At 32.7% G+C, this 23,290-nt stretch carries 24 protein-coding genes; 12 read left to right on the forward strand and 12 right to left on the reverse strand.

Features of this window, described 5'->3' with window-relative positions; translation table 11 throughout:
* Positions 1 to 83: 83 nt before the first annotated feature.
* Positions 84 to 1,676 carry a 4Fe-4S binding protein gene (locus tag ACYX4H_RS08065; protein ID WP_476235752.1) on the reverse strand — a complete coding sequence of 531 codons (1,593 nt, stop codon included), beginning with the start codon at positions 1,674 to 1,676 and terminating at the stop codon, positions 84 to 86.
* 2 nt (positions 1,677 to 1,678) lie between these two features.
* Complete coding sequence (locus ACYX4H_RS08070; RefSeq protein ID WP_476235753.1) at positions 1,679 to 2,986, reverse strand: NAD(P)/FAD-dependent oxidoreductase; 1,308 nt, start codon at positions 2,984 to 2,986, stop codon at positions 1,679 to 1,681.
* A 203-nt stretch (positions 2,987 to 3,189) separates the two neighbouring features.
* On the opposite strand from ACYX4H_RS08070, the gene ACYX4H_RS08075 reads away from it, so the two are divergent.
* The 7 genes from ACYX4H_RS08075 (at position 3,190) to ACYX4H_RS08105 (ending at position 9,070) form a co-directional block, all read left to right on the forward strand.
* A complete protein-coding gene (locus ACYX4H_RS08075; RefSeq protein ID WP_476235754.1) occupies positions 3,190 to 3,900 on the forward strand; it encodes a DUF547 domain-containing protein in 711 nt (236 codons plus the stop codon).
* 26 nt (positions 3,901 to 3,926) lie between these two features.
* Entirely contained in the window at positions 3,927 to 4,841 is a 915-nt protein-coding gene (locus ACYX4H_RS08080) for a hypothetical protein (RefSeq protein ID WP_476235755.1), read from the forward strand.
* A 40-nt stretch (positions 4,842 to 4,881) separates the two neighbouring features.
* Positions 4,882 to 5,883, forward strand: coding sequence for a glycoside hydrolase family 113 (locus ACYX4H_RS08085; RefSeq protein ID WP_476235756.1), 1,002 nt, complete (start codon positions 4,882 to 4,884; stop codon positions 5,881 to 5,883).
* Positions 5,880 to 6,614: a hypothetical protein gene (locus ACYX4H_RS08090; RefSeq protein WP_476235757.1), complete on the forward strand. Its 735-nt coding sequence runs from the start codon at positions 5,880 to 5,882 to the stop codon at positions 6,612 to 6,614. Before ACYX4H_RS08085 ends, ACYX4H_RS08090 begins: the two co-directional genes overlap by 4 nt.
* Positions 6,614 to 7,870, forward strand: coding sequence for a POTRA domain-containing protein (locus ACYX4H_RS08095; RefSeq protein WP_476235758.1), 1,257 nt, complete (start codon positions 6,614 to 6,616; stop codon positions 7,868 to 7,870). Before ACYX4H_RS08090 ends, ACYX4H_RS08095 begins: the two co-directional genes overlap by 1 nt.
* 70 nt (positions 7,871 to 7,940) lie before the next feature.
* A complete protein-coding gene (locus ACYX4H_RS08100; protein WP_475294548.1) occupies positions 7,941 to 8,672 on the forward strand; it encodes a metallophosphoesterase family protein in 732 nt (243 codons plus the stop codon).
* 149 nt (positions 8,673 to 8,821) lie between these two features.
* Positions 8,822 to 9,070: a DUF1456 family protein gene (locus ACYX4H_RS08105; RefSeq protein WP_476235759.1), complete on the forward strand. Its 249-nt coding sequence runs from the start codon at positions 8,822 to 8,824 to the stop codon at positions 9,068 to 9,070.
* 50 nt (positions 9,071 to 9,120) lie between these two features.
* Here the strand turns inward: ACYX4H_RS08105 and ACYX4H_RS08110 are convergent, their stop codons facing one another.
* From ACYX4H_RS08110 to ACYX4H_RS08155, 10 genes are all read right to left on the reverse strand, one after another.
* Positions 9,121 to 10,644 (reverse strand): carboxypeptidase-like regulatory domain-containing protein, encoded by a 1,524-nt coding sequence (locus ACYX4H_RS08110; protein ID WP_476235760.1) that lies wholly within the window; start codon positions 10,642 to 10,644, stop codon positions 9,121 to 9,123.
* A gap of 78 nt (positions 10,645 to 10,722) precedes the next feature.
* Entirely contained in the window at positions 10,723 to 11,442 is a 720-nt protein-coding gene (locus tag ACYX4H_RS08115; protein WP_476235761.1) for a TIGR04283 family arsenosugar biosynthesis glycosyltransferase, read from the reverse strand.
* The gene (locus tag ACYX4H_RS08120; protein ID WP_476235762.1) at positions 11,435 to 12,289 is read right to left on the reverse strand and encodes a DUF547 domain-containing protein; all 855 of its coding nucleotides are present in this window, start codon (positions 12,287 to 12,289) and stop codon (positions 11,435 to 11,437) included. The genes ACYX4H_RS08115 and ACYX4H_RS08120 overlap by 8 nt, the downstream gene beginning before the upstream one ends.
* A gap of 10 nt (positions 12,290 to 12,299) precedes the next feature.
* Positions 12,300 to 13,268 (reverse strand): arsenosugar biosynthesis arsenite methyltransferase ArsM, encoded by a 969-nt coding sequence (gene arsM, locus ACYX4H_RS08125; RefSeq protein ID WP_476235763.1) that lies wholly within the window; start codon positions 13,266 to 13,268, stop codon positions 12,300 to 12,302.
* A gap of 68 nt (positions 13,269 to 13,336) precedes the next feature.
* A complete protein-coding gene (locus ACYX4H_RS08130) occupies positions 13,337 to 14,149 on the reverse strand; it encodes a purine-nucleoside phosphorylase (protein ID WP_475294542.1) in 813 nt (270 codons plus the stop codon).
* Positions 14,143 to 14,772, reverse strand: a complete 630-nt coding sequence (locus ACYX4H_RS08135) for a TIGR04282 family arsenosugar biosynthesis glycosyltransferase (protein ID WP_476235764.1) — start codon at positions 14,770 to 14,772, stop codon at positions 14,143 to 14,145. Before ACYX4H_RS08135 ends, ACYX4H_RS08130 begins: the two co-directional genes overlap by 7 nt.
* Positions 14,765 to 15,256 (reverse strand): rhodanese-like domain-containing protein, encoded by a 492-nt coding sequence (locus ACYX4H_RS08140; protein WP_476235765.1) that lies wholly within the window; start codon positions 15,254 to 15,256, stop codon positions 14,765 to 14,767. Before ACYX4H_RS08140 ends, ACYX4H_RS08135 begins: the two co-directional genes overlap by 8 nt.
* Before the next feature lie 10 nt (positions 15,257 to 15,266).
* Entirely contained in the window at positions 15,267 to 16,322 is a 1,056-nt protein-coding gene (gene arsS / locus ACYX4H_RS08145) for an arsenosugar biosynthesis radical SAM (seleno)protein ArsS (protein WP_476235766.1), read from the reverse strand.
* 92 nt (positions 16,323 to 16,414) lie between these two features.
* Entirely contained in the window at positions 16,415 to 16,750 is a 336-nt protein-coding gene (locus ACYX4H_RS08150; protein ID WP_475294538.1) for an arsenosugar biosynthesis-associated peroxidase-like protein, read from the reverse strand.
* 240 nt (positions 16,751 to 16,990) lie between these two features.
* Positions 16,991 to 18,133, reverse strand: a complete 1,143-nt coding sequence (locus tag ACYX4H_RS08155; protein WP_476235767.1) for an acyl-CoA dehydrogenase — start codon at positions 18,131 to 18,133, stop codon at positions 16,991 to 16,993.
* Between the two features lie 88 nt (positions 18,134 to 18,221).
* Here ACYX4H_RS08155 and ACYX4H_RS08160 point away from each other — a divergent pair, with 88 nt between their 5' ends.
* The 5 genes from ACYX4H_RS08160 (at position 18,222) to ACYX4H_RS08180 (ending at position 23,288) form a co-directional block, all read left to right on the forward strand.
* Positions 18,222 to 19,286 carry an anhydro-N-acetylmuramic acid kinase gene (locus tag ACYX4H_RS08160; RefSeq protein WP_476235768.1) on the forward strand — a complete coding sequence of 355 codons (1,065 nt, stop codon included), beginning with the start codon at positions 18,222 to 18,224 and terminating at the stop codon, positions 19,284 to 19,286.
* A 155-nt stretch (positions 19,287 to 19,441) separates the two neighbouring features.
* The gene (locus tag ACYX4H_RS08165; RefSeq protein ID WP_476235769.1) at positions 19,442 to 20,668 is read left to right on the forward strand and encodes a Glu/Leu/Phe/Val dehydrogenase dimerization domain-containing protein; all 1,227 of its coding nucleotides are present in this window, start codon (positions 19,442 to 19,444) and stop codon (positions 20,666 to 20,668) included.
* Between the two features lie 12 nt (positions 20,669 to 20,680).
* Positions 20,681 to 22,156, forward strand: a complete 1,476-nt coding sequence (gene nhaB, locus ACYX4H_RS08170) for a sodium/proton antiporter NhaB (protein WP_476235770.1) — start codon at positions 20,681 to 20,683, stop codon at positions 22,154 to 22,156.
* Positions 22,157 to 22,207: 51 nt separating this feature from the next.
* On the forward strand, positions 22,208 to 22,894 hold the full coding sequence (locus ACYX4H_RS08175; RefSeq protein WP_475295236.1) for a MotA/TolQ/ExbB proton channel family protein: 687 nt from the start codon (positions 22,208 to 22,210) through the stop codon (positions 22,892 to 22,894).
* A gap of 1 nt (position 22,895) precedes the next feature.
* Positions 22,896 to 23,288 (forward strand): ExbD/TolR family protein, encoded by a 393-nt coding sequence (locus tag ACYX4H_RS08180; protein ID WP_147137684.1) that lies wholly within the window; start codon positions 22,896 to 22,898, stop codon positions 23,286 to 23,288.
* The last annotated feature ends 2 nt before the right edge of the window (positions 23,289 to 23,290 follow it).

A 23,290-nucleotide genomic window follows, 5' to 3' on the forward strand; every position in this document is an offset into this window, starting at 1 on the left:
TTTGTGCAAAAGTACAATAACATATTAGTTCACAAAATAAAGAACCAATAGCTTCTTTTAAATTATTGTAAATAAATTTTTGGTTATTTTTTGTTTACTAAATCCATTAAATCTACATCGTTACCTAAAAGAAGATCGGTAGGGTTAATTCTGTTTTCCAATGGGCCGTTTTCTAATTTTAAAACACCTCTTGGGCAAACAGCAGAACAAATGCCACAACCTACACAACTTGCCCGTACAATATTTTCGCCTTTTTGAGCGTAAGCCCTAACATCAATACCTTGTTCACAATATGTAGAACAGTTTCCGCAAGAAATACATTGCCCGCCATTAGTTGTAATTCTAAATTTTGAAAATAAACGTTGCTGTATACCAAGAATACCTGCCATTGGGCAACCCATTCTGCACCAAACACGATTACCAAAAATAGGATAGAAGCCTGTGCCTATAACACCTGAGAAAATGGCGCCTATTAAAAATCCGTAAACCGAGCGTAGTTTACTGGCTTCAAACAAAAATATTTTGTTGTTAGCTGTATTTGTAAAGTAATGTATGGCAATTAATGCTAGTACAATAACTAAGTAGCCTATAGCGCCGTAGCGTGCATCTTTAGCAAGTTCTTCTTTTTTGAAATACCAAATTACAGCAAATAAAACCCCTAAAAAAACAGCAACACCAATTAAAAACATGTCTTTTGTTAGCCAGTATTTTTCAGAGTCGTAGCCTAAATAGGTGCTAATAACTGCCGTTGTCATTACAACCGAGAACACTAATACCGAATAAATAACCCAACGTTCCACTTTCCAAGCAAACATACTTTTATCACTTAATTGCCTGAATGAGTCGCCTGCAGTTTCGGCTAAACCGCCACAACCACAAACCCACGAGCAATACCAACGTTTACCATATTTATAGGTTAATATTGGAGAAATAACAAAAATGGAAAGAATGGCAAAAAGTAGAAAGGCAATACCAATGGTTTCGGCGTTTATAAATTCATCTACTCGCCAACCATCAAATGCGTAGTAGTTTAATGGCCACATGTTTTTTAAATCGTTATAAGGCAATGAAAACGAATCGCTATTTAATCTAGACATTAATTCTGGGATTAAAAAAGCAAAGGCAGTTTGAAAAAACATGACACTTACAGTACGCAACTGCTCATATTTGTTATGCTTGTATTTCCAAAGAAATTTAATGCCAAAAGCAAAAATAGCAATGGTGTAAAGTGTACCGTAAACAAACCATTGGCTAGCAGGGTTGCCGCTTAAAAAATAACTAAGCGGGTCAAAAAAGGCTACAATGCCCTTGTTTCCATTAGGGTTGGCACCTAAAAGTTCTTCATAAAAATATAGTATAATATAAAAGCCTGTTAGTACAATGCCTGTAATCCAGCCCCAAAAACCACGGCTAGAAATGCTTTTAAACCAAACACCATGATTTTTTATACCTGCAGGGTTATTAGCATATAAACCTTTTGAATATAAAATAACACCGGCAGTTATTGCGGTAAGTGCAATAAATAGCCATAAAGCTGTATTTTGAAAATTATTGAAAAGAGAGAAAACTATAATGGCTAATCCGCCTAAGCCAATTACGGTTCCTAATTTTTGTAGCGTGTTTAACGTATCAGATGCATTGCCTGTTAAAGACATGTTTCTTTGTATAGTGCCCATAATTATTGTGTTACAGTGTTGTTTTTGTAGAATGCAGTACGAATGTCTGTTTCAAAATGTTTAAAAAATTCAGGATCGAAATTAGCTTGCTTCAAATTGTCTATTACGTAGTTTACAGATTGTTTTTCTGTAAGCCATTTATCAAAAACTTCATGGCGCATACGTATCCCGAAGGTATTTATGCCTAAAAATTCATTTGTGTTTTTATGGTAAGCAATGGTTACACATTTATTACCGCTTTTATGCATCCAATGAAATTGAGCCTCATAATCTGGTTTACCTTTTGAACCGTGAACCCAACCGTACGTTTGGTATTCAATATCAATAAATTTAGCCGAGTTAAACCAATGTCCTGGTTTGTATTCTATACGGTTACCGCAAATGGTTTGTGCTAGTGTTTCACCCATCATACGGCCAGTGTACCAAACAGCTTCAATAGGTCTGCGGTTGCCAATGGCTTCGTGTTGTTCGGCACAATCACCAATGGCATAAACATCAGTTATATTGGTTTCTAAAAAACGATTTACTTTTACACCGCGGCCTAATTCAATGTCAGAATTTTTTAAAAAATTAATGTTAGGAGAAACCCCTGCTGTTAAACCAACAACGTTACAATTTATTTCTTCGCCAGTTTCAGCAATAATAACAGATTTTACATGGCCGTTATCATCAGCTTTAATTTCTTTTAAGTTAACACCTAAGCGCAAATCTATGCCGTTTTTACGAATTTCTTGGTTTATCATTTGGCTTTCGCCGTTGGGTAAAACGCCATTCCAAAAGCTGTCTTCACGTACCAAAAATGTAACAGGAATATGTCTAGAATGTAGCATTTCGGCTAGTTCAATACCAATAAGTCCGCCACCAACAATAACAGCTCTTTTACAAATGTTGTTGTTAGGAGCGTAGGTTTCTAAATGTTCTAAATCTTGTTTGTGGTACATGCCCATAACGCCTTTTAAATCTTGCCCAGGCCAACCAAATTTATTGGGTTTGCTACCTGTAGCAATTATGAGTTTATCATAATTCATTTGCTCTCCGTTAAAAAAATGAAGTGTTTTTGATGCGGTTTCAACCCTTTCTACAAATCCTTTTTTAAGTTCAATGCGGTTTTTTTTCCAAAACCAAGGCTCATAAGGTTGTGTGTGTTCAAACTTCATATGCCCCATATAAACATACATAAGTGCTGTTCTTGAGAAAAAATAATCTGTTTCGGCAGAGATAATAGTTATTTTTTTATCAGAAAGTTTTCTAATATGTCTGGCAGCTGTAACTCCAGAAATACCATTACCAATTATTACAATGTGCTCCATTTTTGTTGAATTATGAGAATTGAGTCGAAACTAAAGATAAGAACTTAATGCAGTGTTTTAATTTAGAATGGCTTCAAATTACCCTTTATTTGTAAGGTGTTTACGTTTATTAAGACGCTAATTTTTTTTCGGGTTTTGTAAGTTAGCTAACATTTTGTTCGACTTACCAGTTGTTACTTTGTCAAAAAAATAAATTTCAAAACATGAAAAAAATACTAATTATAGCACTATTAACTTTTGGTTTAAAAGGAACAGCACAAACAGCCAATAGCTTTTTTGAAAGTGCCAATACATTTTTTAAAATCTATGTAACTAATGGCAAAGTTGCTTATAATAAAATACATAAAAACCCTGAAGATTTAAATAAAGTTATAGCATTAGCACAGGCAGTAAACGTATCAAAAAACAATGCAAATACGTATCAGGCATTTTGGATTAACGCTTATAATCTTTCAGTAATAAAAGGTATAATTGATAATTATCCAACCAATTCGCCATTAGCAAATGCTGGTTTTTTTGATAAAGTTAAGCACAATATTGGCGGAAAAAATATAACGCTAAATGATATTGAGCACAAATTATTACGTGCCCAATTTAATGATGCTCGTTTTCATTTTGTATTAGTTTGTGGTGCCATTGGTTGCCCGCCATTAATTAGTGAAGCGTATTTGCCTTCTACGTTAAATAAACTAATGGATACGCAAACAAAAAAAGCTTTGAATGGTAATTTTTTAATGGTGAATATTAAAAAGAAACGTGTAGAGGTATCACAAATAATGGAGTGGTACAAAGAAGATTTTACCATGAATGGCACTACTGAAATAGATTTTATAAATAAGTACAGAACCGAAGAAATACCAGCTAATTTTAAAATAAAATACGTTGAGTATAACTGGCAACTTAATAAACAATAATCAAAAAAAAATAATTATACATACACATGAAAAAACTAATAACCATAGTATTTGTGGCTTTAGCATTTACTGCTTTTTCACAAGAAGAAAACCAAGAAAATAAGGGTAGCGTTATACAAACTTACACACCATCAAAACTTTTAAAAAAAGGGCAATGGGATATTAAGTGGTTTAATAATTTATACACCCAAACCAAAGCCGCCGATGAAAATGGTGATGTTACCAAAAACCTTAGCAGAGAAACCTATTTTACTTCAACTTTAGATGCATTTACAGGCGTTTCAAAAAACAGTAAACTTAACGTAGGTGTTATTTTAGAGTTTCGTTCAAATGTAGTGGGTGATAGAAGTGCACTTGATGTTTTTAAGTTTGATGGTGAACGTGGAACCGCTCGTTCTGGTTTAACATCTATTGCGCCGGTAATAAAATTTAATCCGTTAAAAAATGTGTCAAATTTCACTATTCAAACAGCATTACACATTCCTTTAGTAGGTAATGAAACTGAAGATGGTGTGTTTTTTGACCAAAAAGGATTCATTTTTCAAAATAGATTCTTTTATGATTATACCTTTGGAAGTGGCGATTGGCAAATTTTTTCAGAATTAAACACAGAGTTTAACTTTGGAAAAGAAGATGTGTACACTCCAGATTTTTCAACCTCATTAGAAGGTAGTTTTGCAAACAACAGTTTACGTTTAACACCGGGTGTATTTTTAAGTTATTTTCCTAGTAATAAATTTACAGTTTTAGCATTGGCACAACACTCGCAGTTGCTAGATTTAGGTAATGATTTCTCTCAAGATTTTACAGCAGTTGGTGGTGGTGCAAAATACCAATTAACCAATGTTTTAAATGTGGAAGCGCTTTACACCAACTTTGTAAGAGGTAAAAGCTCTGGGTTGGGGCAAACGTTTAATATAGGTTTAAGAGCCTTGTTTTAGGGATTAATTAATAGTACTTTAGGAGCTGTATATTTTTAAAATGAAAACATATAAGCTCCTAATTTTATTGCTGTTGCTGCAATCTTGCACAGCACAAGTTGAAAAAATAAATGGTGTTAGTTTTGTGGCGTCTAGAAATGCTGTGAATAAAACTCATGTAAATCCGGTTGTAAAACTAAATGCTAATTATGCGGCTGTAATGCCTTTTGGCTTTGTAAAAAGTTTAAACAGTACAACGTTAACCTATAACGCCAATAGGCAATGGTTTGGTGAAACCGCAAAAGGTGTAAAACAATATGTTGAAACACTACAAAAACACCATATAAAAATAATGATAAAACCTCAAATTTGGGTTTGGCATGGTGAGTTTACGGGGTTTATTAAAATGACTTCGGAAGAAAATTGGAAGGCTTTTGAAACATCATATTCAAAATTTATTTTAGAATACGCCGTTTTAGCCGAAGAGGTAAATGCCGATATTTTTTGTATTGGAACAGAATTAGAAACATTTATAAAAAATAGGCCTAACTTTTGGTTTCAACTTATAAAAAAAATTAAAACGGTTTACAAAGGAAAATTAACCTATGCAGCCAATTGGGATGAGTTTAAACGCACACCGTTTTGGGGCGCATTAGATTTTATTGGTATTGATGCTTATTTCCCGGTAAGCGATGTTAAAACGCCAACTTTTGAAGATGCTATGGAAGGTTGGAATAACCATTTGCCCGAAATTATAGCAAAGCAAAAGGCATTTAATAAACCTGTTTTATTTACAGAGTTTGGTTACCGAAGTGTAGATTTTTCAGGTAAAGAACCATGGAAAAGTGAACGAAGCATACAAGGCGTTAATTTAGAGGCACAAGTAAATACCACAAAAGCACTTTTTGAAACCTTTTGGCATAAAGAGTGGTTTGCAGGTGGTTTTGTTTGGAAATGGTTTGTAAACCATGAGCAAGTTGGCGGAGCGCAAAACCATATGTTTACACCACAAAACAAACCTGCTGAAAAATTAATAAGTACATATTTTAAAAAATTCGAATGAAAAAAATAGCATACACAATTTTAGTGTTGTTTATGGTAAGCTGTTATAGTGATGATAACGCTTTTTTAGTGGCAGATGAAGAAGCCATACTTTCAACATTTATTGCAAACAAAAAATTTATTAAAGATAATGTTATTGCTTGTGCCGCTAGTGATGAGGTTTCCGCAGGATTAATAAATGTATATTTTTATCCTGAAGCTGGTGCTAAAGATTTTAAATTATACCAATCGGATGGTACTGATGGTAACGATTTTTCAAAATACCAATTTATAAAAGCGGTAGCGCAATCCTTTATTGATGGTACATTGCAGCAATTTAAAGTACGCTCTACAGTAAATTGGTTTGTGGTGGTTTATATGGTTGATGATACTGTTAAAATTTCATCACCTATTCGTTCAAAAGTGTTTTCGCAACCAACAAATTGGAATAATACTGTAACAATAAACCAAGAGCAAATTGGTATGCCGCAGTTTAGTTGGCCTGTTATTGATGAAGCATTAAACGCTATATTTTTTCAGGTTGTAACTACACAAAATTCTGAATTCCTTTCTGGAACTTATACAAACGAAAATAATTTTCAATATTATAAATTAAATAATGTAGTTTTGAATGTAACTAACGGAACGCCACCAAACTTAGTGTCTAATAACACCTATAATTTTATTGTAATGGATGTGAGTTTAGATAATTGGGTAAACACGGTGAGTAGTTCTTCTTTTGTAGCAAATTAATGAGACCTTTTCTTGTATTATGCGTATTATTTTTATGTGCTAAAATTAGCGCACAGGGGTATGTTAATAATGTAATAGTACAAGGTAATAAAAGGCTTAAAACAGCTTTTGTTAAAAAAATAAGCACAGTTAAAGCTGGTGGTGTGTTAGATTCTTTACAACTAAATCAAGATGTAGAGTTTTTAAAAAGATTACCTTCAGTGTCACACGCGTATTATCAAGTTTATAAAACTGAAACAGGAAATTATAACGTTGTTTTTAATATTGAAGAAAGCTTCACTTTAATACCTTCACCCAGTATTTATACTACAAATAATGGCGAATTTGCTTTTAGAATTGGTCTTACAGAATTTAATTTATTAGGACAAAATATTGGTTTAGGTGCTTTTTATCAGCATGATATTTATGATTCTTATGCCATAAATTTTAGAGCGCCTTTTTTGTTTTCAAATAAATTTGGGCTAGCCGTAAATTTACAAGATTTAACAACTTTAGAGCCTGTATTTTTTAATAACAGTTCTGCAGATTATAGGTATAATAACGAGTCTGTTGAGGTTTTAGGACTTTATAAAATTAATTTTAAAAACAGGATTGAGCTTGGTGCAACCTATTTTAGTGAAGATTATAATTACGTTGCTGGTGCAACAAGCAATGTTGTGCCACAAAGCTTAGAAGTAAATAAATGGTTGGCAAAGTTAATTTATGAATTCAATAATTTAAGCTACCATTACCAATATGTTTCTGGGTTTAGAAGTTTGTTTAACTTTCAGTACGTTACAGCAACCAATAGTGAACTGCCTAATTTTTTTATCACTTGGAATGATTTTTTCTATTTTAAACGTGTAGGCAAAAAAGGTAATTGGGCAAACAGAATGCGTGTTGGCTTATCACAAAATGATAATACACCTTTTGCACCTTTTTCAGTAGATAATAATATAAACATTAGAGGTGTTGGTAACACCATTGATAGAGGTACAGGCGCTATAGTTTTTAATACTGAATATCGGCATACTTTAATTGATAAAAAAAATGTGGCCCTACAAAGTAATATATTTGTAGATAGTGGTACATGGCGTAACCCAGGCGGTACATTAAGTGATTTTACAAACAGTGATAATGTTAAAGTATATTCTGGGTTAGGGCTTAGGTTTATTCATAAAAAAATATTTAATGCGGTTTTTAGAATTGACTATGGTTTTGGGCTTACCCAAAATGCTTCGCAAGGGCTTGTGTTTGGTATTGGTCAATATTTTTAATTAAATCTTAACTTTAAAAAAGCATTGTTTTTTATAATTCTGCTATAGTTTTGCAGAAAAGTATTATAAAATGGCGCGTACTATTGCAATAGGAGATATTCACGGAGGTTTACAGGCTTTAATTCAGGTATTAAATAAAATAGAAATAAAAGAAGAGGACACCCTTATTTTTATGGGCGATTATGTTGATGGTTGGAGTGAATCTGCGCATGTAATTCAGTTGTTAATTGAATTGTCTGAAAAAATAAATTGCATTTTTATAAAAGGAAATCATGATGTTTGGTGTGAAAATTGGCTAAACTCAAAAGGCGTAAACAAAACGTGGTATATGCATGGTGGTAAAGAAACCATTGAAAGTTATACCAGTTTTACACCTCAGCAGAAAAAGGAGCATTTAAAGTTTTTAAAAAACATGCCATTATATTATTTAGATGATGATAACAGGTTGTTTTTGCACGCTGGCTTTACATCACAGCACGGTGTTGAAAAAGAACCTCATAAATCTAATTTTTACATAGACAGATCGCTTTGGGAAATGGCTCTAGCAATGGGTGATGATTTAGAAGAATCATCAAAATACTACCCTAAACGCTTACAACATTATAACGAAATTTATATTGGCCACACACCAACAACCAATTTTAATATTGAAAAACCTATGAATGCCGCTAACATCTGGAATGTAGATACAGGTGCAGCTTTTAAAGGGAAATTATCAGCCATGGATATTGATAGTAAAAAGGTATGGCAAAGTGATAATTTACCAAGTTTATACCCAAATGAAACGGGTAGAAATAAGTAAGTGATTCTTTCTGTATAAAGCTTTAATTCATCTATTTTATTAGTACTAACTAATCGTGGTAGTTTAAATGTAACGTTGTTTTGTTTACATTTACCAAGTATTGTATAAAAAACAATGATAACTATTTTTAAATAGCGAAAACAAATACTATGACCAATAACGATGTTTTAAAGAAATTACGAGTTGCATTACAATTACGAGATGATGATATTATTAAAATTTTATCACTTGTAGATTTTAGAGTTTCTAAAAGTGAGTTAAGTGCTTTCTTTAGGCGAGAAGATCACCCCAAGTATATGGAATGTGGCGATCAAATTTTAAGAAACTTTCTTAATGGCCTCGTAATTCATTTAAGAGGGCCAATGCCTAAAAAAGATGAAAAACAGAAGCCTAAGTAGAAATAATATTTTCTTATTATTCAATAAATTTTTAAAAAAAAATTAGTTAACTACTCAATGCTCTTAAAGTTTTTAATAGCTTGGTTTGGCTCAATAACATTGTAGCCTTCCCAAAATTTAGGGTCGTAATCTGGTAAATAGGTTGGTGTTACATTTGGTTTTTCTTCAAAAGAATTAAAATCAGTATTGGAAATGGTGTGATTTTCAAATACAACCAATTCTTTTTTAGTGCTGTTAGACATTATAAAATGTATGTCTGTAGATAATTCGTTTTGCTTTCTTCTCCCTTTTACATGTTTGTTTTTTTCAATAATTTTTAAAGGTCGTTTTATACCAAAATTCATGTTGTTAAAAGATTCAGCATATTTAAGTGTGTAAATACCAGTGTTGTTTTTTGCATAAATTAAAGTGCCTTTATGTATTTTTTCTTGATAAGAAATGCCTAATAACCTAAAGTTTTTAAGTGGTTTTACGTTTTGGTAATCTACTCTAATTATGGCAAAATCATCAGTGTTTACGTAAATAATTCCTTTGTAATCTGCACTTCGTTTAGGTTCAAAACTAATTTTGTAAGCAAAAGCATCTCCAATGAAAAGATAGTCTAGTATCTCAAAATTGTATTTTTTTGGTTTTTCTAAAAAGTTGAGGTGAGAATCTTCAAAAGTAAAACTTGCTTTTTCTAAGGCAGTAATGGTTTGTTTTCTATGTTTTAAAAAGTGTTTTTTGCGTTCTGTTTCCTTCTTTTTTTGTGCTTCTATAAAAGCTTCTGTTTTTTCTTTTTCTTTTTTGTTTTCTTCACTGTCAAATAATGAAGAGTCTATGTCTTCTTTTGTGCCAAAAATGCCAGATTTAATTTTAAAATACGAATCGCGTTTAACATGCTTTCTAAAAATGGCATTAAAACGAGTCTCTAAACCATCAAAAGAGACTTCTAAATTTTTATCGTATAAATGCGAAGCTTTAATAATGTCTAATTTTTCAGTGGGTTCACTGTTTGAATTTCTATATAAATCACCTAAAAACTCAACGTGGTCTGAGGCTTTTTTGGGCATCAACTCCATAATGCTATCCATAAATTTCTGGTTAAATTCAGGTATAGAAGTTTCTTTTACATTTATGCTGTTTTTTGTAATATTATTAAAATGCGATTCTCTAAAAAACAACCTGCTTTTAGTGTAGTTTTGCTGGTAGTTTTTGTTTAAATTTTGGTTAGCTTTTTCAATAATTTCTTCGGCTGTGTAGTTTTTATTTGAAACCAAAACTTCATCTAATGCAATAGATTTTGGTGCTAAAGTTAAAATGCTATCTGTAAAAGTTTTTGCTGCTATAGCTTTGGTTTTGTAGCCCATGCAACTTATAAAAATAGAGTCTTTATTGTTTAAATCTTTTTTAAAATGAATTTGAAAAACACCATTAGCATTACTAATAACACCCGCATTTTTACTATAGCTTATATTGGCATAAGGTATGGGTTTTTGTGTAGTTGAATCTATAAGTTTAGCGCTAATAGATTGTTGTGAAAAGGCGTTTGTTATGGTGATTAAGCACACAATTCCTAAAGTTAAATATTTCATGTTTTTTGATTTTGTTATGAAAATAAAACATTACAAAAACACGACTGCCTAATTAACATTTTGTTACATGCTTTTTTGCTATTTTTTAACAGCTACATGCTTTAAATAGTAGTTGTTTAATGTTTCGGCATTAGCACCAAGCCATTTTTTTAAGTGAATGTTTAAAAAATGATATTGCAAGCGCCAAACACCATTTTTATTATAGCGCCTTGGTGATGTTGTTAGCCATTTTTGTATAACCACAAATTGTTTTTGTTGGTAAAGTTTGGCAATAAAATCATTGTCTTCATAAATAACAAAACGCTCATTAAAACCACCAATAGTATTAAAAAGTGTTGTGGTTACAAACAAACTTTGGTCGCCACCACGAGCGCTTTTCCATGAAAATTGTGTTAGCCAACCCGTAAATTTTAGCCACCAATGCTGGCTGTTAAACTTCATTTTAAAACAGCCGGCTTCATTGCCTTTTTCAACCTCACTTATTATGAGTTTGTCAAAGTTTTTAGGCGGAAAAGAATCGGCGTGTAAAAAATATAAAACAGATGCTGTTGCATGTTTAGCACCTGTGTTCATTTGTTTGGCGCGCCCTTTTTTTGAAGTAATAAATTTAATGTTGCTTAGATCCTGTGTTTTAATAACTTTTCTAACAAGATGTTCTGTGTTGTCGGTACTGCCGCCATCAATTATTAAAATGTCTTTTATGTTTTCTATTGAAGCATTTTGAAGCAGATGATTTAACAATTTTTCAATAAAAGCTTCTTCGTTTAAAGTAGGTATTATTATTGAAACGTTATTCATTTAAATGCCAGTTATAATCTAAAAAACTTTTTTTGGCATTAGCCGAAATTTGAACTGTTGAGTAAGTGTTTAAAAAATCTATTAACGAACCATTTTGCTTAAAATCTTTAGCAAACCACTGAAATATTTTTGAAATTTGAATAGTGTTTTCTGAAATGTTGTTTTTAGAGGTATCTAATAAAAATGCTTTTGTAGCATTGGTTAACTGTGCTTCTAAATTTTGAGAAGTAAACGCTTTATTTTGCAATTTAGGGCATGAAATTGAAGCACAATTTATAGCAAAATGAATTCTAGGTTCATTCATTTTACGTAAAATTTGATGTTCTATTTCGTCTAAATTGTACCATTTATTTCCAAGTTTCCAATGGCGTTGTTTCCAAGGGTTTTTGATGTCTTTAATACTTTTAATGGGGTAATTACGTAAAATTAAATCAACAGTAAAAGCATTGTAGGCGTTTATCCAAAAGGCAAGTTTTTCTTCTTTTGTTATTGTTTTAAAGTTTTCATGCTTATATATTAAACTTAAAGTATATAAATATCCATAAAAATCTTTTTGGTCTTCTTTAAATCCTTTGTAATTAACATTTCCATTTTTTGAAACATGCTTTTCTAAAAGCTCATTCCATAGCTGGTGCGTACTATATGTTCTTTTTCTTAAAACCTGCTTAAATGTAGTAGCAATAGTATCTTGATTGGTTGGCTTTTTAATATTTTTAGAGACAGTATCTTGCTGTTTAACTGTATGTACAATTGATTTGTTAGTGTTTTTTGTTGCTATAGCTTGCTTTTTTGTTTTACAAGAAAACATGCAGGCTACACAAAAAAATAACGTGATAATACGAGTCATAAATGTGTTTTTAGCAGCAACCACCGCCATCATAATGGTAAGTAGATTTGCTTATAAAAATATCATCTCTATTAAGTTTCGCTAAAGCGCCAGCAGTTTTGTCACAAATAGCCAATGGCTGATTTTTTAGTAAAATATGGCCTGCTTTATCATCAAAGAAATCATCTTCGCCAAAATAAATAGCCGCCTTTCCTGTAAATATACATGGGCCATCAGCAGGCATTGGGTCTTTAATAGCTGCCACTTCAATAGATTCAATGTAAATTAATTCATTAGTATCATAATCTTTGGGGCTTAATATTCTGTAAGGTTTTCTGGCTCTAATTTCAATAGTGCCAAAACCAGCATCGGTTAACATTTTTACGTAGTCTTTTATTGGCAAACTTCCACTAAGGCAAAGGGCTCTTAGGCGTTCGTCATTACGTAAATTGTTGTTCATGGGTTGCTCACAGGTAGGGTCGCTCATTACTAAGCGTCCGTGTGGTTTTAAAACACGGTACATTTCGGCAATGGCTTTTTTTAAATCATCTTCTTTAAAAATATTAAACAAGCAATTTTGGGCAGCTACATCAATAGTGTTATCTTCAACAGGTAAATTTAGGGCGTCGCCTTTTCGTAAATCTACAAACTCACTTTTAAACCAAGGGTTTTGTGTTTCGGCTTCAATGAAATTTTTACGTGAGGCCTCTAACATTTCATCAACCACATCTATACCAATTACGCCGCCTTTTTCTCTGTTGAAATAGGAAAATTGTAATAATTCCATACCGCCACCAACGCCAACATATAACATTTTTGGGTTGTTTGATAAATCTCGGGCGTGTACTGTTGACCCACAACCGTAATTCATTTCTTGCATTATTTTAGGAATTTTTAATCCTGGTAATTCCCAAATAGGATTGGTGGTGCAGCACAAACCAACATCGGGTGTTAATGCGGCCTCTTTATATACGTCTTTTGTGGTTTCTAAGTAACTCATGTTTTCAGTATTCAGTTGCAGGCGTTTTGGTGATTTTTACACACTAAAAAAAATACACTGCAAATATTCTATAGTGTTTTTATTAATTCTTTAAACAAAGTAATCATATTAGGCTCTGCTTTGGCAGCATTGGCTATAATATCATCAATGTTTACAGGTTCTAGGTTATCTGGATCGCATTCATCGGTTAAAACTGACACCGCAGCTACCTTTAAATTCAAGTGGTTGGCAACAATAATTTCTGGCACAGTACTCATGCCAACGGCATCTGCGCCTATAATTTTTAGCATACGGTATTCTGCTCTAGTTTCTAGTTGAGGGCCAACTACCGATGCGTAAACACCCTTATGTAGTGTAATATTGTGGGTTTTTGCTATGCTTGTAAAAGTATTGTTTAATTTTTTGTCATAAGGTGCGCTCATATCAGTAAAACGTTCGCCTAAAAGCGATACGCCTTTAAAGGCTAGTGGAGAGCTACCTTGAAGATTTATATGGTCATCAATCAACATGAGTTCACCTTTTTTGAAATTCAAATTGATAGCTCCGGCAGCATTAGACACTAAAAGGGTTTTAATGCCTAGTTTTTCCATAATTCTAACAGGAAATGTAACATCTTGTAACGTGTAGCCTTCATACAAATGAAAACGCCCTTGCATTACAATTACTTTTTTACCTTCTAAATTACCATAAATTAATTTGCCTTTGTGAAACTCTACTGTTGCTGTTGGAAAATTAGGAATATGATTATAACTAACCTCTTTTAAAATTTCAATATCATTAAGTAACTGCCCTAAACCTGTGCCTAAAATAATACCTACTTCAGGAGATTTAAAGCCTTTTTCTTCAAGATATTCTGCGGTTTCTTCTATATATTTTAACATGATTGTTTTTTAAGTTTTTCTTGTAATTTTACATTTAGTTTGTAAAAGTTTGATGTTTTTAAATCCTCAAACGTGTCAATATCGTTTAAAGTTTCTAAAGTACTAAATGTTATATTATTTTCTTGTAATTCTGTAATGGTTTCTTGTAGCAAATTTGGCTCACTCCAAGGTTTGTTTTTAAACACTAAAGGTGTGTTTTTATTTAAGCCAATTAGGTAGTAACCGCCATCATGAGCAGGCCCAAAAACACTGGTGTTGTTTTTTAGTTTTTCCAACGCATTTTTTATGTGGTTCTGGTTAATGTCGGGTAAATCTGAGCCTATTAAAACAACGCGTTTAAAGCCATCGGCAAATGCCTGCTCAAAGGCATTTTGCATGCGTTGCCCTAAATTAAGGCCCTTTTGTACATAGGTTTCGGCATTTGGCCACTTATTGTCTTCAATAGTTTCAGAAAAATAAATGCGCTTACTAATATTTACGTTTTTAATGGCATTTTTTGTTATGTCAACCAATGCATTGTAAATATAAAGAGCGTTTTGGTTGCCTATGGTTTTTGCGAGCCTAGTTTTTACTTTACCAAGTTGGGCGTTTTTCACAAAAACAATAATTAGTTCTTTACTCATAAATTTTAGTGCCTTTTTTTAGCCATTTACTCCATGCTTTTGAAAATGCATGAACGTTTTCAGTTTCTTTTTCTTCGGAATTAAAAACAGGATTCCCGTGGTTTGTCCATTCAAAAATACCGCCATAAAGGTTATAAACGTTAGTATAGCCTATTTTTTGAAGTTTTTCAGCAATGTCTTCAGATCGTATGCCTAGTGAACAATACACAACAATTTTTGATTTTTTGTTAGGAAGTTTTGCCGTAATACTATCTAAATTAAAATTATTATAGCCAGCAAATACGGCGTTTTTTATATGGCTTGTGTTGAATTCAATAGACTCTCGGGCATCTAAAAATATTACATTTGCCGTTGGTTTTAAACTATCAACATAAGTATAAGGTACGCTTTCTGTATTATGTTGCTTAAGTAATTTTGCAAGTTTTTTTTGTGAAAAACCAAAAGCGCATATTAGCGTAAAAAGCAAAAATGTTAGATGTTTCATAAAAATAAAATTAAGCAACTGAGCCTTGGCAGCTACTGCCAGCACCGGCGGTACAACCATAACAATGCTGCGAAATTACAATGTTTCTACCTTCTAAAAGAGCCTCATTGTATTCTGAAATATGTTTAGCTTTACTATTTACGGGCAATGCTAGCATTTGATTAAAATCACAATCAAATAAATAACCATCCCAACTTACAGATAGTGTGTTTGTACACATAACGTTAGAAACGGCTGTTGGGTTGTAGGCATCAACTAACTGATACATGTAATCTTCATAATTTTCAGAAGCAATTAAATAATCTAAAAAACGGCTAATTGGCAGGTTGGTGATTGCAAATAAATTATGAAACTGAATGCCAAAATCTTCAATAAGGGCTTTTTTAAAATCTTTTTCCATAGCAGCTTGGTCTCCGGGTAAAAAGGCTCCTGATGGGTTGTAAACCAAATCTAATTTTAAGTTGCTGTTTGGCATGCCGTAGCCAATGGCATTTAAATCTTTTAATGCTTGAATAGATTTATCAAAAACACCATCACCACGCTGTTTGTCTGTTTTTCCACGGGTCCAGTGTGGCATTGAACTTACTACGTGAACATTATGTTTTTTAAAAAACTCTGGTAAATCGTGGTATTTTTTGTTGGCTCTAATAATTGTTAGGTTGGAGCGAACAATAAAATCTTTAATACCGGCTTTTGCGGCTTCTTCAACAAACCATCGAAAATTAGGATTCATTTCTGGCGCGCCACCAGTTAAATCTAAAGTATGTGCACCAGTGTTTTTTATAACGTGTAAACATTGTAGCATGGTTTCACGCGTCATTATTTCTTGTCGGTCTGGGCCAGCATCAACATGGCAATGTTCACAAACTTGGTTACACATATAACCAACATTTATTTGTAAAATTTCTAGTTTTTTAGCTTTCAGCGGAAATTGGTTTGTTTCAGCAATTTTTTCTTTAAAAGTTGGTAATTCACCACTTTGAAAAATGCCGTTTGAAAGAATTTCTAATTGCTTGTTACTGTTTGCTAATTGGCTTTCACGTTTATGTAGAGATTTTGTAGCCATATTTATTGCTATTTACTATTTTGGGATATACAATTGATGTGTTGAAATGTGTGTTAAATTTAAATTGGTAAATCTAAATTCGTAATTCAATTTTACATTTCCAGTTTATTAACTTTATTCATCATTTGTACACCATGAACTAAAGTTGCGCCGCTTTTTATGGCAGCACCAACGTGTATGGCTTCCATCATTTCTTCTTTGGTAACACCGCGTTGTAACCCGTCTTTTGTGTAGGCATCAATACAATATGGGCATTGCTCGGTATGTGCAACAGCAAGAGCAATAAGGCTTTTTTCACGGGCTGTTAAGGCGCCTTCTTCAAACACTTTGCCGTAATATTCAAAAAATTTGTTACCTAACTCTTCACTCCATTCAGTGATTTTTCCAAATTTTCTTAAGTCGGCAGGATCGTAATATGTTTTTTGCATTTTTTTAATTTTCGTTTAAAAGTATAAAAATGTTTTGGTTCAGTCGATAAATAATGGGCTTCTTACAAAATAGGTTATGTTTTATTTACAGAAAAAGCTTTTAGTAATTAAAATGAATTACTAAAAGCTTATGGTGTAGTGGTTTAGTTTTTTTAAAATTAAAAAAACCAAAACAGAAGCAACTTACAGCACGCATAAAAACAGCTAACTGTTATTAGAAATTAGTTAGCTATTTTTAGTTTAATCTCTTAAAACACTTCTAGAAATAACAATTTTTTGTATTTCAGAAGTACCCTCATAAATCTGTGTTATTTTTGCATCTCGCATTAATCGCTCAACATGATATTCTTTTACAAAACCATTGCCACCGTGAATTTGTACAGCTTCAACGGTGTGTTTCATGGCAACGTCTGAAGCATTTAATTTGGCCATTGCCGAAGATTTATCGTAATTATTACCTTGGTCTTTATCCCAAGCGGCTTTCATAACTAACATTCTTGCGGCTTCAATATCTGTGTGCATATCTGCAAGTTTAAAAGCAATAGCTTGATGGTTGGCAATTTCGGTGCCAAAAGCTTTTCTTTCTTTACTATATTTTAAAGCAAGTTCATAAGCGCCAGAGGCAATGCCAAGGGCTTGAGCAGCAATGCCAATACGACCGCCAGATAAAGTTTTCATGGCAAATTTAAAACCAAAACCATCCTCGCCAATTCTATTTTCTTTAGGTACTTTTACATCGTTAAATTGTAGTGTGTGCGTATCACTTCCACGAATGCCTAATTTGTCTTCCTTTGGGCCAATGTGGAAACCTTCCATACCTTTTTCAACAATAAAAGCGTTTATGCCTTTATGGCCTTTTTCTTTATCGGTTTGCGCAATTACCAGATAAATATCAGATCTACCGCCGTTTGTAATCCAGTTTTTTGTTCCATTTAACAAGTAGTGGTCACCCTTGTCTATGGCAGTTGTTTTTTGTGATGTAGCATCACTACCAGCTTCGGGCTCACTAAGGCAAAAAGCCCCAATACTTTGTCCGCTTGCTAGTTTGGTTAAATATTTTTGTTTTTGTTCTTCGGTTCCGAAAGCCTCTAAGCCATAACAAACTAATGAGTTGTTTACAGAAACCATTACAGATGCCGATGCATCAATTTTTGATAGCTCTTCCATGATTAAAACATACGAAATGGTATCCATACCGCTACCTCCATATTTTGGGTCTACCATAATACCCATAAAGCCTAAATTGGCCATTTTTTTCACTAATTCTTCGGGGAATTCTTGCTTATTGTCTCTTTCAATAACACCTGGTAATAATTCGGTTTTTGCAAACTCTCTTGCAGCATCTCTAATCATTTTGTGTTCTTCGGAAAGTGTAAAATCCATAACTTATTGAAAAATTTTATTAACGAATATTGACAAATATACTATTTTTGATGTGATATTTTTAAGGATAAATTATATTTTTGTCAATATGATAAAAAACAGCTACAATGTAATAGGGGTAATGTCTGGAACATCGCTTGACGGAATAGACTTAATATACACCACTTTTACGTTTGATAAAAAGTGGCATTTCAATATTTTACAAGCCGAAACCATGCCGTATAATAGTACTTGGAAAATGGTGTTAAAAGATTTGGTTTCTAAAAATATTGAAGAGTTAAGGGTGATTGATGAAGATTATACTAGCTATTTAGCGTCTGTAATTAGACATTTTATAAATAAACACCAAATAACAAATGTTGACGCGGTTTGTTCACATGGGCACACGGCTTTACATCAGCCAGAAAATAAATTAACATACCAAATAGGAAATTTACCAAAATTAGCTAAAGAAATTGGTTTTAATGTTGTGTGTGATTTTAGAGTACAAGATGTTGAACTTGGCGGACAAGGCGCACCATTAGTACCTATTGGAGATGCTTTGCTATTTTCAAATTACACCTTTTGCTTAAACTTTGGTGGTTTTGCAAATATTTCAACGCAAGTTGATGATAAGCGTGTAGCTTTTGATGTTTGCCCAGTAAATATTGTACTTAATCATTATGTTAAAACTTTGAATTTAGATTTTGATGATAAAGGCCAAATTGCATCAAAAGGAGCAATTAATTACAATTTATTAAACCAGCTTAATGCACTAGAATTTTACAATTTAAAAGCGCCTAAATCACTAGGTTTAGAGTGGGTGAATACACATGTTATACCTTTAATTGATGCTTCAGAAAAAAATATAAGCACTATTTTAAGAACATTTGTAGAGCACATAGCTATTCAAGTTTCAAAAGTCATTAAAAATAGTAGTGATAGTTCTGTTTTGCTAACTGGTGGCGGTGCTTATAATAGCTTTTTGTTGTCTAGAATTCAGGGGTTTACAAAGGCAGAAGTTATCGTGCCTTCAAAAGAAATCATTGAATTTAAAGAAGCCTTGATTTTTGGGCTTTTAGGTGTTTTAAAATTACAAGACCAAAACAACTGCCTAAAAAGCGTAACTGGTGCTAAAAAAGACCATAGTTCGGGCAAAATATACCTTTCTTAAAAATAACCCAAAATTAATATTTAAGCAGCTAAGTTTTTTATATTTGTTACTTTAATAATTTAAAGAAACATTTTAAGATGACTCAACTTTAGCTGCACTAAATTATACTTCAAAAAAAATTTAAAAACTTAAGTTGAATTCTCACACAAAAAAAAATGAAAGAATTATTAAAAATATACGAAAACAAAAAACCAGAAATAGTTTTTAATTGGAAAGATGCCGAAACTGACGCCGAAGGCTGGGTGGTAATTAACTCACTTAGAGGCGGTGCAGCAGGTGGCGGAACACGCATGAGACAAGGGTTAGATATGAATGAAGTGCTATCATTAGCCAAAACAATGGAAATTAAATTTACAGTTTCTGGTCCTGCAATTGGTGGCGCTAAATCTGGTATAAATTTCAATCCTAAAGACCCAAGAAAAAAAGACGTTTTAGAACGCTGGTATGCTGCCGTATCACCTTTGCTAAAAAGTTATTATGGTACTGGTGGCGATTTAAATGTTGATGAAATACACGAGGTAATCCCAATTACAGAAGAAAGTGGTGTTTGGCATCCGCAAGAGGGTGTGTTTACAGGGCACTTTAAACCAACCGAAGCTGATAAAATTAATAGAATAGGCCAATTAAGGCATGGTGTTATAAAGGTTTTAGAAAACCCAATTTACTCACCAGATGTTGCAAAAAAATATACAGTTGCAGATATGATTACTGGCTTTGGTGTTGCCGAAGCCGTTAAGCATTATTACAGTATTTATGGTGGCAATGTAGAAGGAAAACGTGCTGTTGTACAAGGTTTTGGTAACGTTGGTGCAGCTGCCGCATTTTATTTGTCGCAAATGGGTGCTAAAATAGTAGGTATTATTGATATTGTTGGCGGTGTTATAAATGAAGAAGGGTTTGCATTTGAAGAAATAAGCAACTTTTTTCTTTCAAAAAAAGGAAATACAATTGAAGCTGATAATTTAATACCTTTTAAAGAAGCTAATGAGCGTATTTGGTCTATTAATACCGAAATATTTGCACCTTGTGCAGCTTCAAGATTAATAACAAAAAATCAAATAGATGAAATGATTGATAGTGGTCTTGAAGTCATTTCATGTGGTGCTAATGTGCCTTTTGCAGATAAAGAAATATTTTTTGGCCCTATCATGGAGCATACCGATTCTCGTGTTAGTTTAATACCAGATTTTATTTCAAACTGTGGAATGGCACGTGTGTTTGCATATTTTATGGAGCGTAAAGTGCAAATGACAGACGACGCAATTTTTAACGATACATCAAACATTATAAAACAAGCAATAGAAAAAGTGCATAGCAAAAACGCAAAAAAAACAGGTGTTAGTGCTACGGCTTTTGAAATTGCTTTAAACCAATTAATTTAAAATAAAACATTTATGTTAAAGTATTTTTTAGGCAATAGCCCCAAGTGGTTTAAACTAACCATGATTAGTTTTTTAATATTTAATATTATTTCATATTACACTTTAGGCAAAACAGTAACGTCATGGGTTTTTATAGGCGAGTTTATTTTTACACTTGCCATGGCATTAAAATGTTATCCGTTACAATCTGGCGGGTTATTGGCTATAGAGGCTTTAGCATTAGGCTTAACTACACCTCATAACGCGTATCATGAAGTAGATCAGAACCTTGAGGTGGTACTATTATTAGTGTTTATGGTGGCTGGTATTTATTTTATGAAACCACTATTAATGTATATTTTTAGTAAGGTGTTTACTAAAATTAAATCTAAAATGATACTGTCATTACTGTTTGTGTTTTTAGCAGCTGTATTATCAGCATTTTTAGATGCCTTAACCGTAACTGCTGTGTTAATTAGTGTTGCTGTAGGTTTTTATGGCGTTTATCATAAAATACATTCAAGTGAATCAACAGATTATGATGATTCTGGCGTTGTAGATAGAAAAGAATTAAGCGGAGAAACATTAGAGAAATTCCGTAGTTTTTTACGCAGTTTAATTATGCACGGTGTTGTAGGTACTGCTTTAGGAGGTGTTTGTACGTTAGTAGGAGAACCACAAAACTTATTAATTGGAGAACGTTTAGGATGGGATTTTATTCAATTCTTTTTGCAAATGGCACCAATAACAATACCTGTGTTATTTGCCGGCTTAATAACTACAGTAATTTTAGAACTCACAGGCTGGTTTGGTTTTGGTGAAAAACTACCACCCGTAGTAGCAAATATTATTGAAAACTATACAGTTGAACAAGATGCGCAACGTTCAGATAAAGAAAAATATGGTTTAATTGTACAAGCAGTTTCAGCAATATTATTAATAGCAGGTTTAGCATTACATATTGCGCCAGTAGGTTTTATTGGTTTAGCTTTAATTATTGTACAAACAGCCTTTATGGGTATTATTGATGAGCATAGCTTAGGGCATGCTTTTGAAGAGGCACTTCCATTTACAGGGTTGCTAGTAGTGTTTTTTGTAATTGTGGCTATGATTCATGATCAGCATTTATTTAGTCCTATAATTCATTGGGCTTTAGAGCAAGACCCAGCATCACAACCAGGGTTGTTTTACATAGCAAATGGTTTTTTATCTGCTATAAGTGATAACGTTTTTGTAGCAACCGTATATATTGGTGAGGTGCAAGCAGCCTTTGAAAGTGGAACAATAGATAGAGAACATTTTGAAAAATTAGCTATTGCTATTAACACAGGTACAAACTTACCAAGTGTGGCAACACCCAATGGTCAAGCAGCATTTTTATTCCTTTTAACATCGTCATTAGCACCGTTAATTAATTTATCTTACGGTAAAATGGTTAAAATGGCATTACCATATACAATTGTATTAGGTGGTTTAGGCTATTTAATGGTAAAATTTGTGTTAGTATAATTTTATTGTAATACTTTCGTTACTTTAGTTAAGTGAAAAATATTTTTTATGATGTTACAAACCCCACAAGAAACACCTGAATTAGTTGATGGTGAATCTGTTGAAAAAACACTCTCTATTATTGAATTAATAAGTAGTGGTGGTGCAGCAGGACAAATAATTATAGCCATACTTTTTGTATTGCTAATAGTTGCAACCTACATTTATTTTGAAAGATTGTTTGCCATAAAAGCAGCTTCAAAAATTGATGCTAATTTTATGAATCAAATTAAAGACCATGTTAGTAATGGTAAAATAGATTCGGCACAAATGTTATGTGCACAAGCAAACTCTCCAGTTTCAAGATTAATTGCTAAAGGAATCACTAGAATAGGAAAGCCTTTGGCAGATATTAACACGGCTATTGAAAATGCAGGAAGATTAGAAATCTATAATCTAGAAAAAAACGTTAGTGTGTTAGCAACCATATCAGGAGCAGCACCAATGATTGGGTTTCTTGGTACAGTAATTGGTATGATTTTATCAATTTTTGAAATAGCAAACTCTGGAGGTCAAATAGATATTAAATTATTAGCCGATGGTTTATATACGGCCATGACAACCACTGTTGCTGGTTTAATTGTTGGTATTGTTGGTTATATAGCTTACAACCATTTAGTAGTTAAAACCGATAAGGTGGTTTACCAAATGGAAGCTAATTCATTAGAGTTTTTAGATCACCTAAACGAGCCAACTTAATATGAATTTTAGAGGAAGAAATAGAGTAACACCAGAATTCAATATGTCTTCAATGACAGATATTGTGTTCTTACTTCTAATATTTTTCATGTTAGCTTCAACATTAGTTACCACAAACGCTATTGATATTTTATTGCCAAAAGCAAGTGGTAAAACCGAAAATAAAAAGTCTGTAGCAGTAAGTATAAAAAAAGACTTAACCTACTACATAGACCAAAAACGTGTAGGCGAAAGTGTTTTAGAGAATGAATTGCTATCGGCACTTTCAAAAGTTGATAAGCCAACCATTGTTTTAAGAGCCGAAAAATCAGTACCTGTTGAAAACGTGGTTAAAGTTATGGATATAGCTAATCGCAATAAATTTAAAGTAATATTAGCCGTTAGGCCTAATTAATA

The organism is Seonamhaeicola sp. ABD4_340, from assembly GCF_056312135.1.

Bases quoted from the DNA above. Each gene is read 5' to 3' on its own strand.
- ACYX4H_RS08065 (WP_476235752.1), bottom strand. From the start codon at position 1,676: ATGGGCACTATACAAAGAAACATGTCTTTAACAGGCAATGCATCTGAT.
- ACYX4H_RS08070 (WP_476235753.1), bottom strand. From the start codon at position 2,986: ATGGAGCACATTGTAATAATTGGTAATGGTATTTCTGGAGTTACAGCT.
- ACYX4H_RS08075 (WP_476235754.1), top strand. From the start codon at position 3,190: ATGAAAAAAATACTAATTATAGCACTATTAACTTTTGGTTTAAAAGGA.
- ACYX4H_RS08080 (WP_476235755.1), top strand. From the start codon at position 3,927: ATGAAAAAACTAATAACCATAGTATTTGTGGCTTTAGCATTTACTGCT.
- ACYX4H_RS08085 (WP_476235756.1), top strand. From the start codon at position 4,882: ATGAAAACATATAAGCTCCTAATTTTATTGCTGTTGCTGCAATCTTGC.
- ACYX4H_RS08090 (WP_476235757.1), top strand. From the start codon at position 5,880: ATGAAAAAAATAGCATACACAATTTTAGTGTTGTTTATGGTAAGCTGT.
- ACYX4H_RS08095 (WP_476235758.1), top strand. From the start codon at position 6,614: ATGAGACCTTTTCTTGTATTATGCGTATTATTTTTATGTGCTAAAATT.
- ACYX4H_RS08100 (WP_475294548.1), top strand. From the start codon at position 7,941: ATGGCGCGTACTATTGCAATAGGAGATATTCACGGAGGTTTACAGGCT.
- ACYX4H_RS08105 (WP_476235759.1), top strand. From the start codon at position 8,822: ATGACCAATAACGATGTTTTAAAGAAATTACGAGTTGCATTACAATTA.
- ACYX4H_RS08110 (WP_476235760.1), bottom strand. From the start codon at position 10,644: ATGAAATATTTAACTTTAGGAATTGTGTGCTTAATCACCATAACAAAC.
- ACYX4H_RS08115 (WP_476235761.1), bottom strand. From the start codon at position 11,442: ATGAATAACGTTTCAATAATAATACCTACTTTAAACGAAGAAGCTTTT.
- ACYX4H_RS08120 (WP_476235762.1), bottom strand. From the start codon at position 12,289: ATGACTCGTATTATCACGTTATTTTTTTGTGTAGCCTGCATGTTTTCT.
- arsM (WP_476235763.1), bottom strand. From the start codon at position 13,268: ATGAGTTACTTAGAAACCACAAAAGACGTATATAAAGAGGCCGCATTA.
- ACYX4H_RS08130 (WP_475294542.1), bottom strand. From the start codon at position 14,149: ATGTTAAAATATATAGAAGAAACCGCAGAATATCTTGAAGAAAAAGGC.
- ACYX4H_RS08135 (WP_476235764.1), bottom strand. From the start codon at position 14,772: ATGAGTAAAGAACTAATTATTGTTTTTGTGAAAAACGCCCAACTTGGT.
- ACYX4H_RS08140 (WP_476235765.1), bottom strand. From the start codon at position 15,256: ATGAAACATCTAACATTTTTGCTTTTTACGCTAATATGCGCTTTTGGT.
- arsS (WP_476235766.1), bottom strand. From the start codon at position 16,322: ATGGCTACAAAATCTCTACATAAACGTGAAAGCCAATTAGCAAACAGT.
- ACYX4H_RS08150 (WP_475294538.1), bottom strand. From the start codon at position 16,750: ATGCAAAAAACATATTACGATCCTGCCGACTTAAGAAAATTTGGAAAA.
- ACYX4H_RS08155 (WP_476235767.1), bottom strand. From the start codon at position 18,133: ATGGATTTTACACTTTCCGAAGAACACAAAATGATTAGAGATGCTGCA.
- ACYX4H_RS08160 (WP_476235768.1), top strand. From the start codon at position 18,222: ATGATAAAAAACAGCTACAATGTAATAGGGGTAATGTCTGGAACATCG.
- ACYX4H_RS08165 (WP_476235769.1), top strand. From the start codon at position 19,442: ATGAAAGAATTATTAAAAATATACGAAAACAAAAAACCAGAAATAGTT.
- nhaB (WP_476235770.1), top strand. From the start codon at position 20,681: ATGTTAAAGTATTTTTTAGGCAATAGCCCCAAGTGGTTTAAACTAACC.
- ACYX4H_RS08175 (WP_475295236.1), top strand. From the start codon at position 22,208: ATGTTACAAACCCCACAAGAAACACCTGAATTAGTTGATGGTGAATCT.
- ACYX4H_RS08180 (WP_147137684.1), top strand. From the start codon at position 22,896: ATGAATTTTAGAGGAAGAAATAGAGTAACACCAGAATTCAATATGTCT.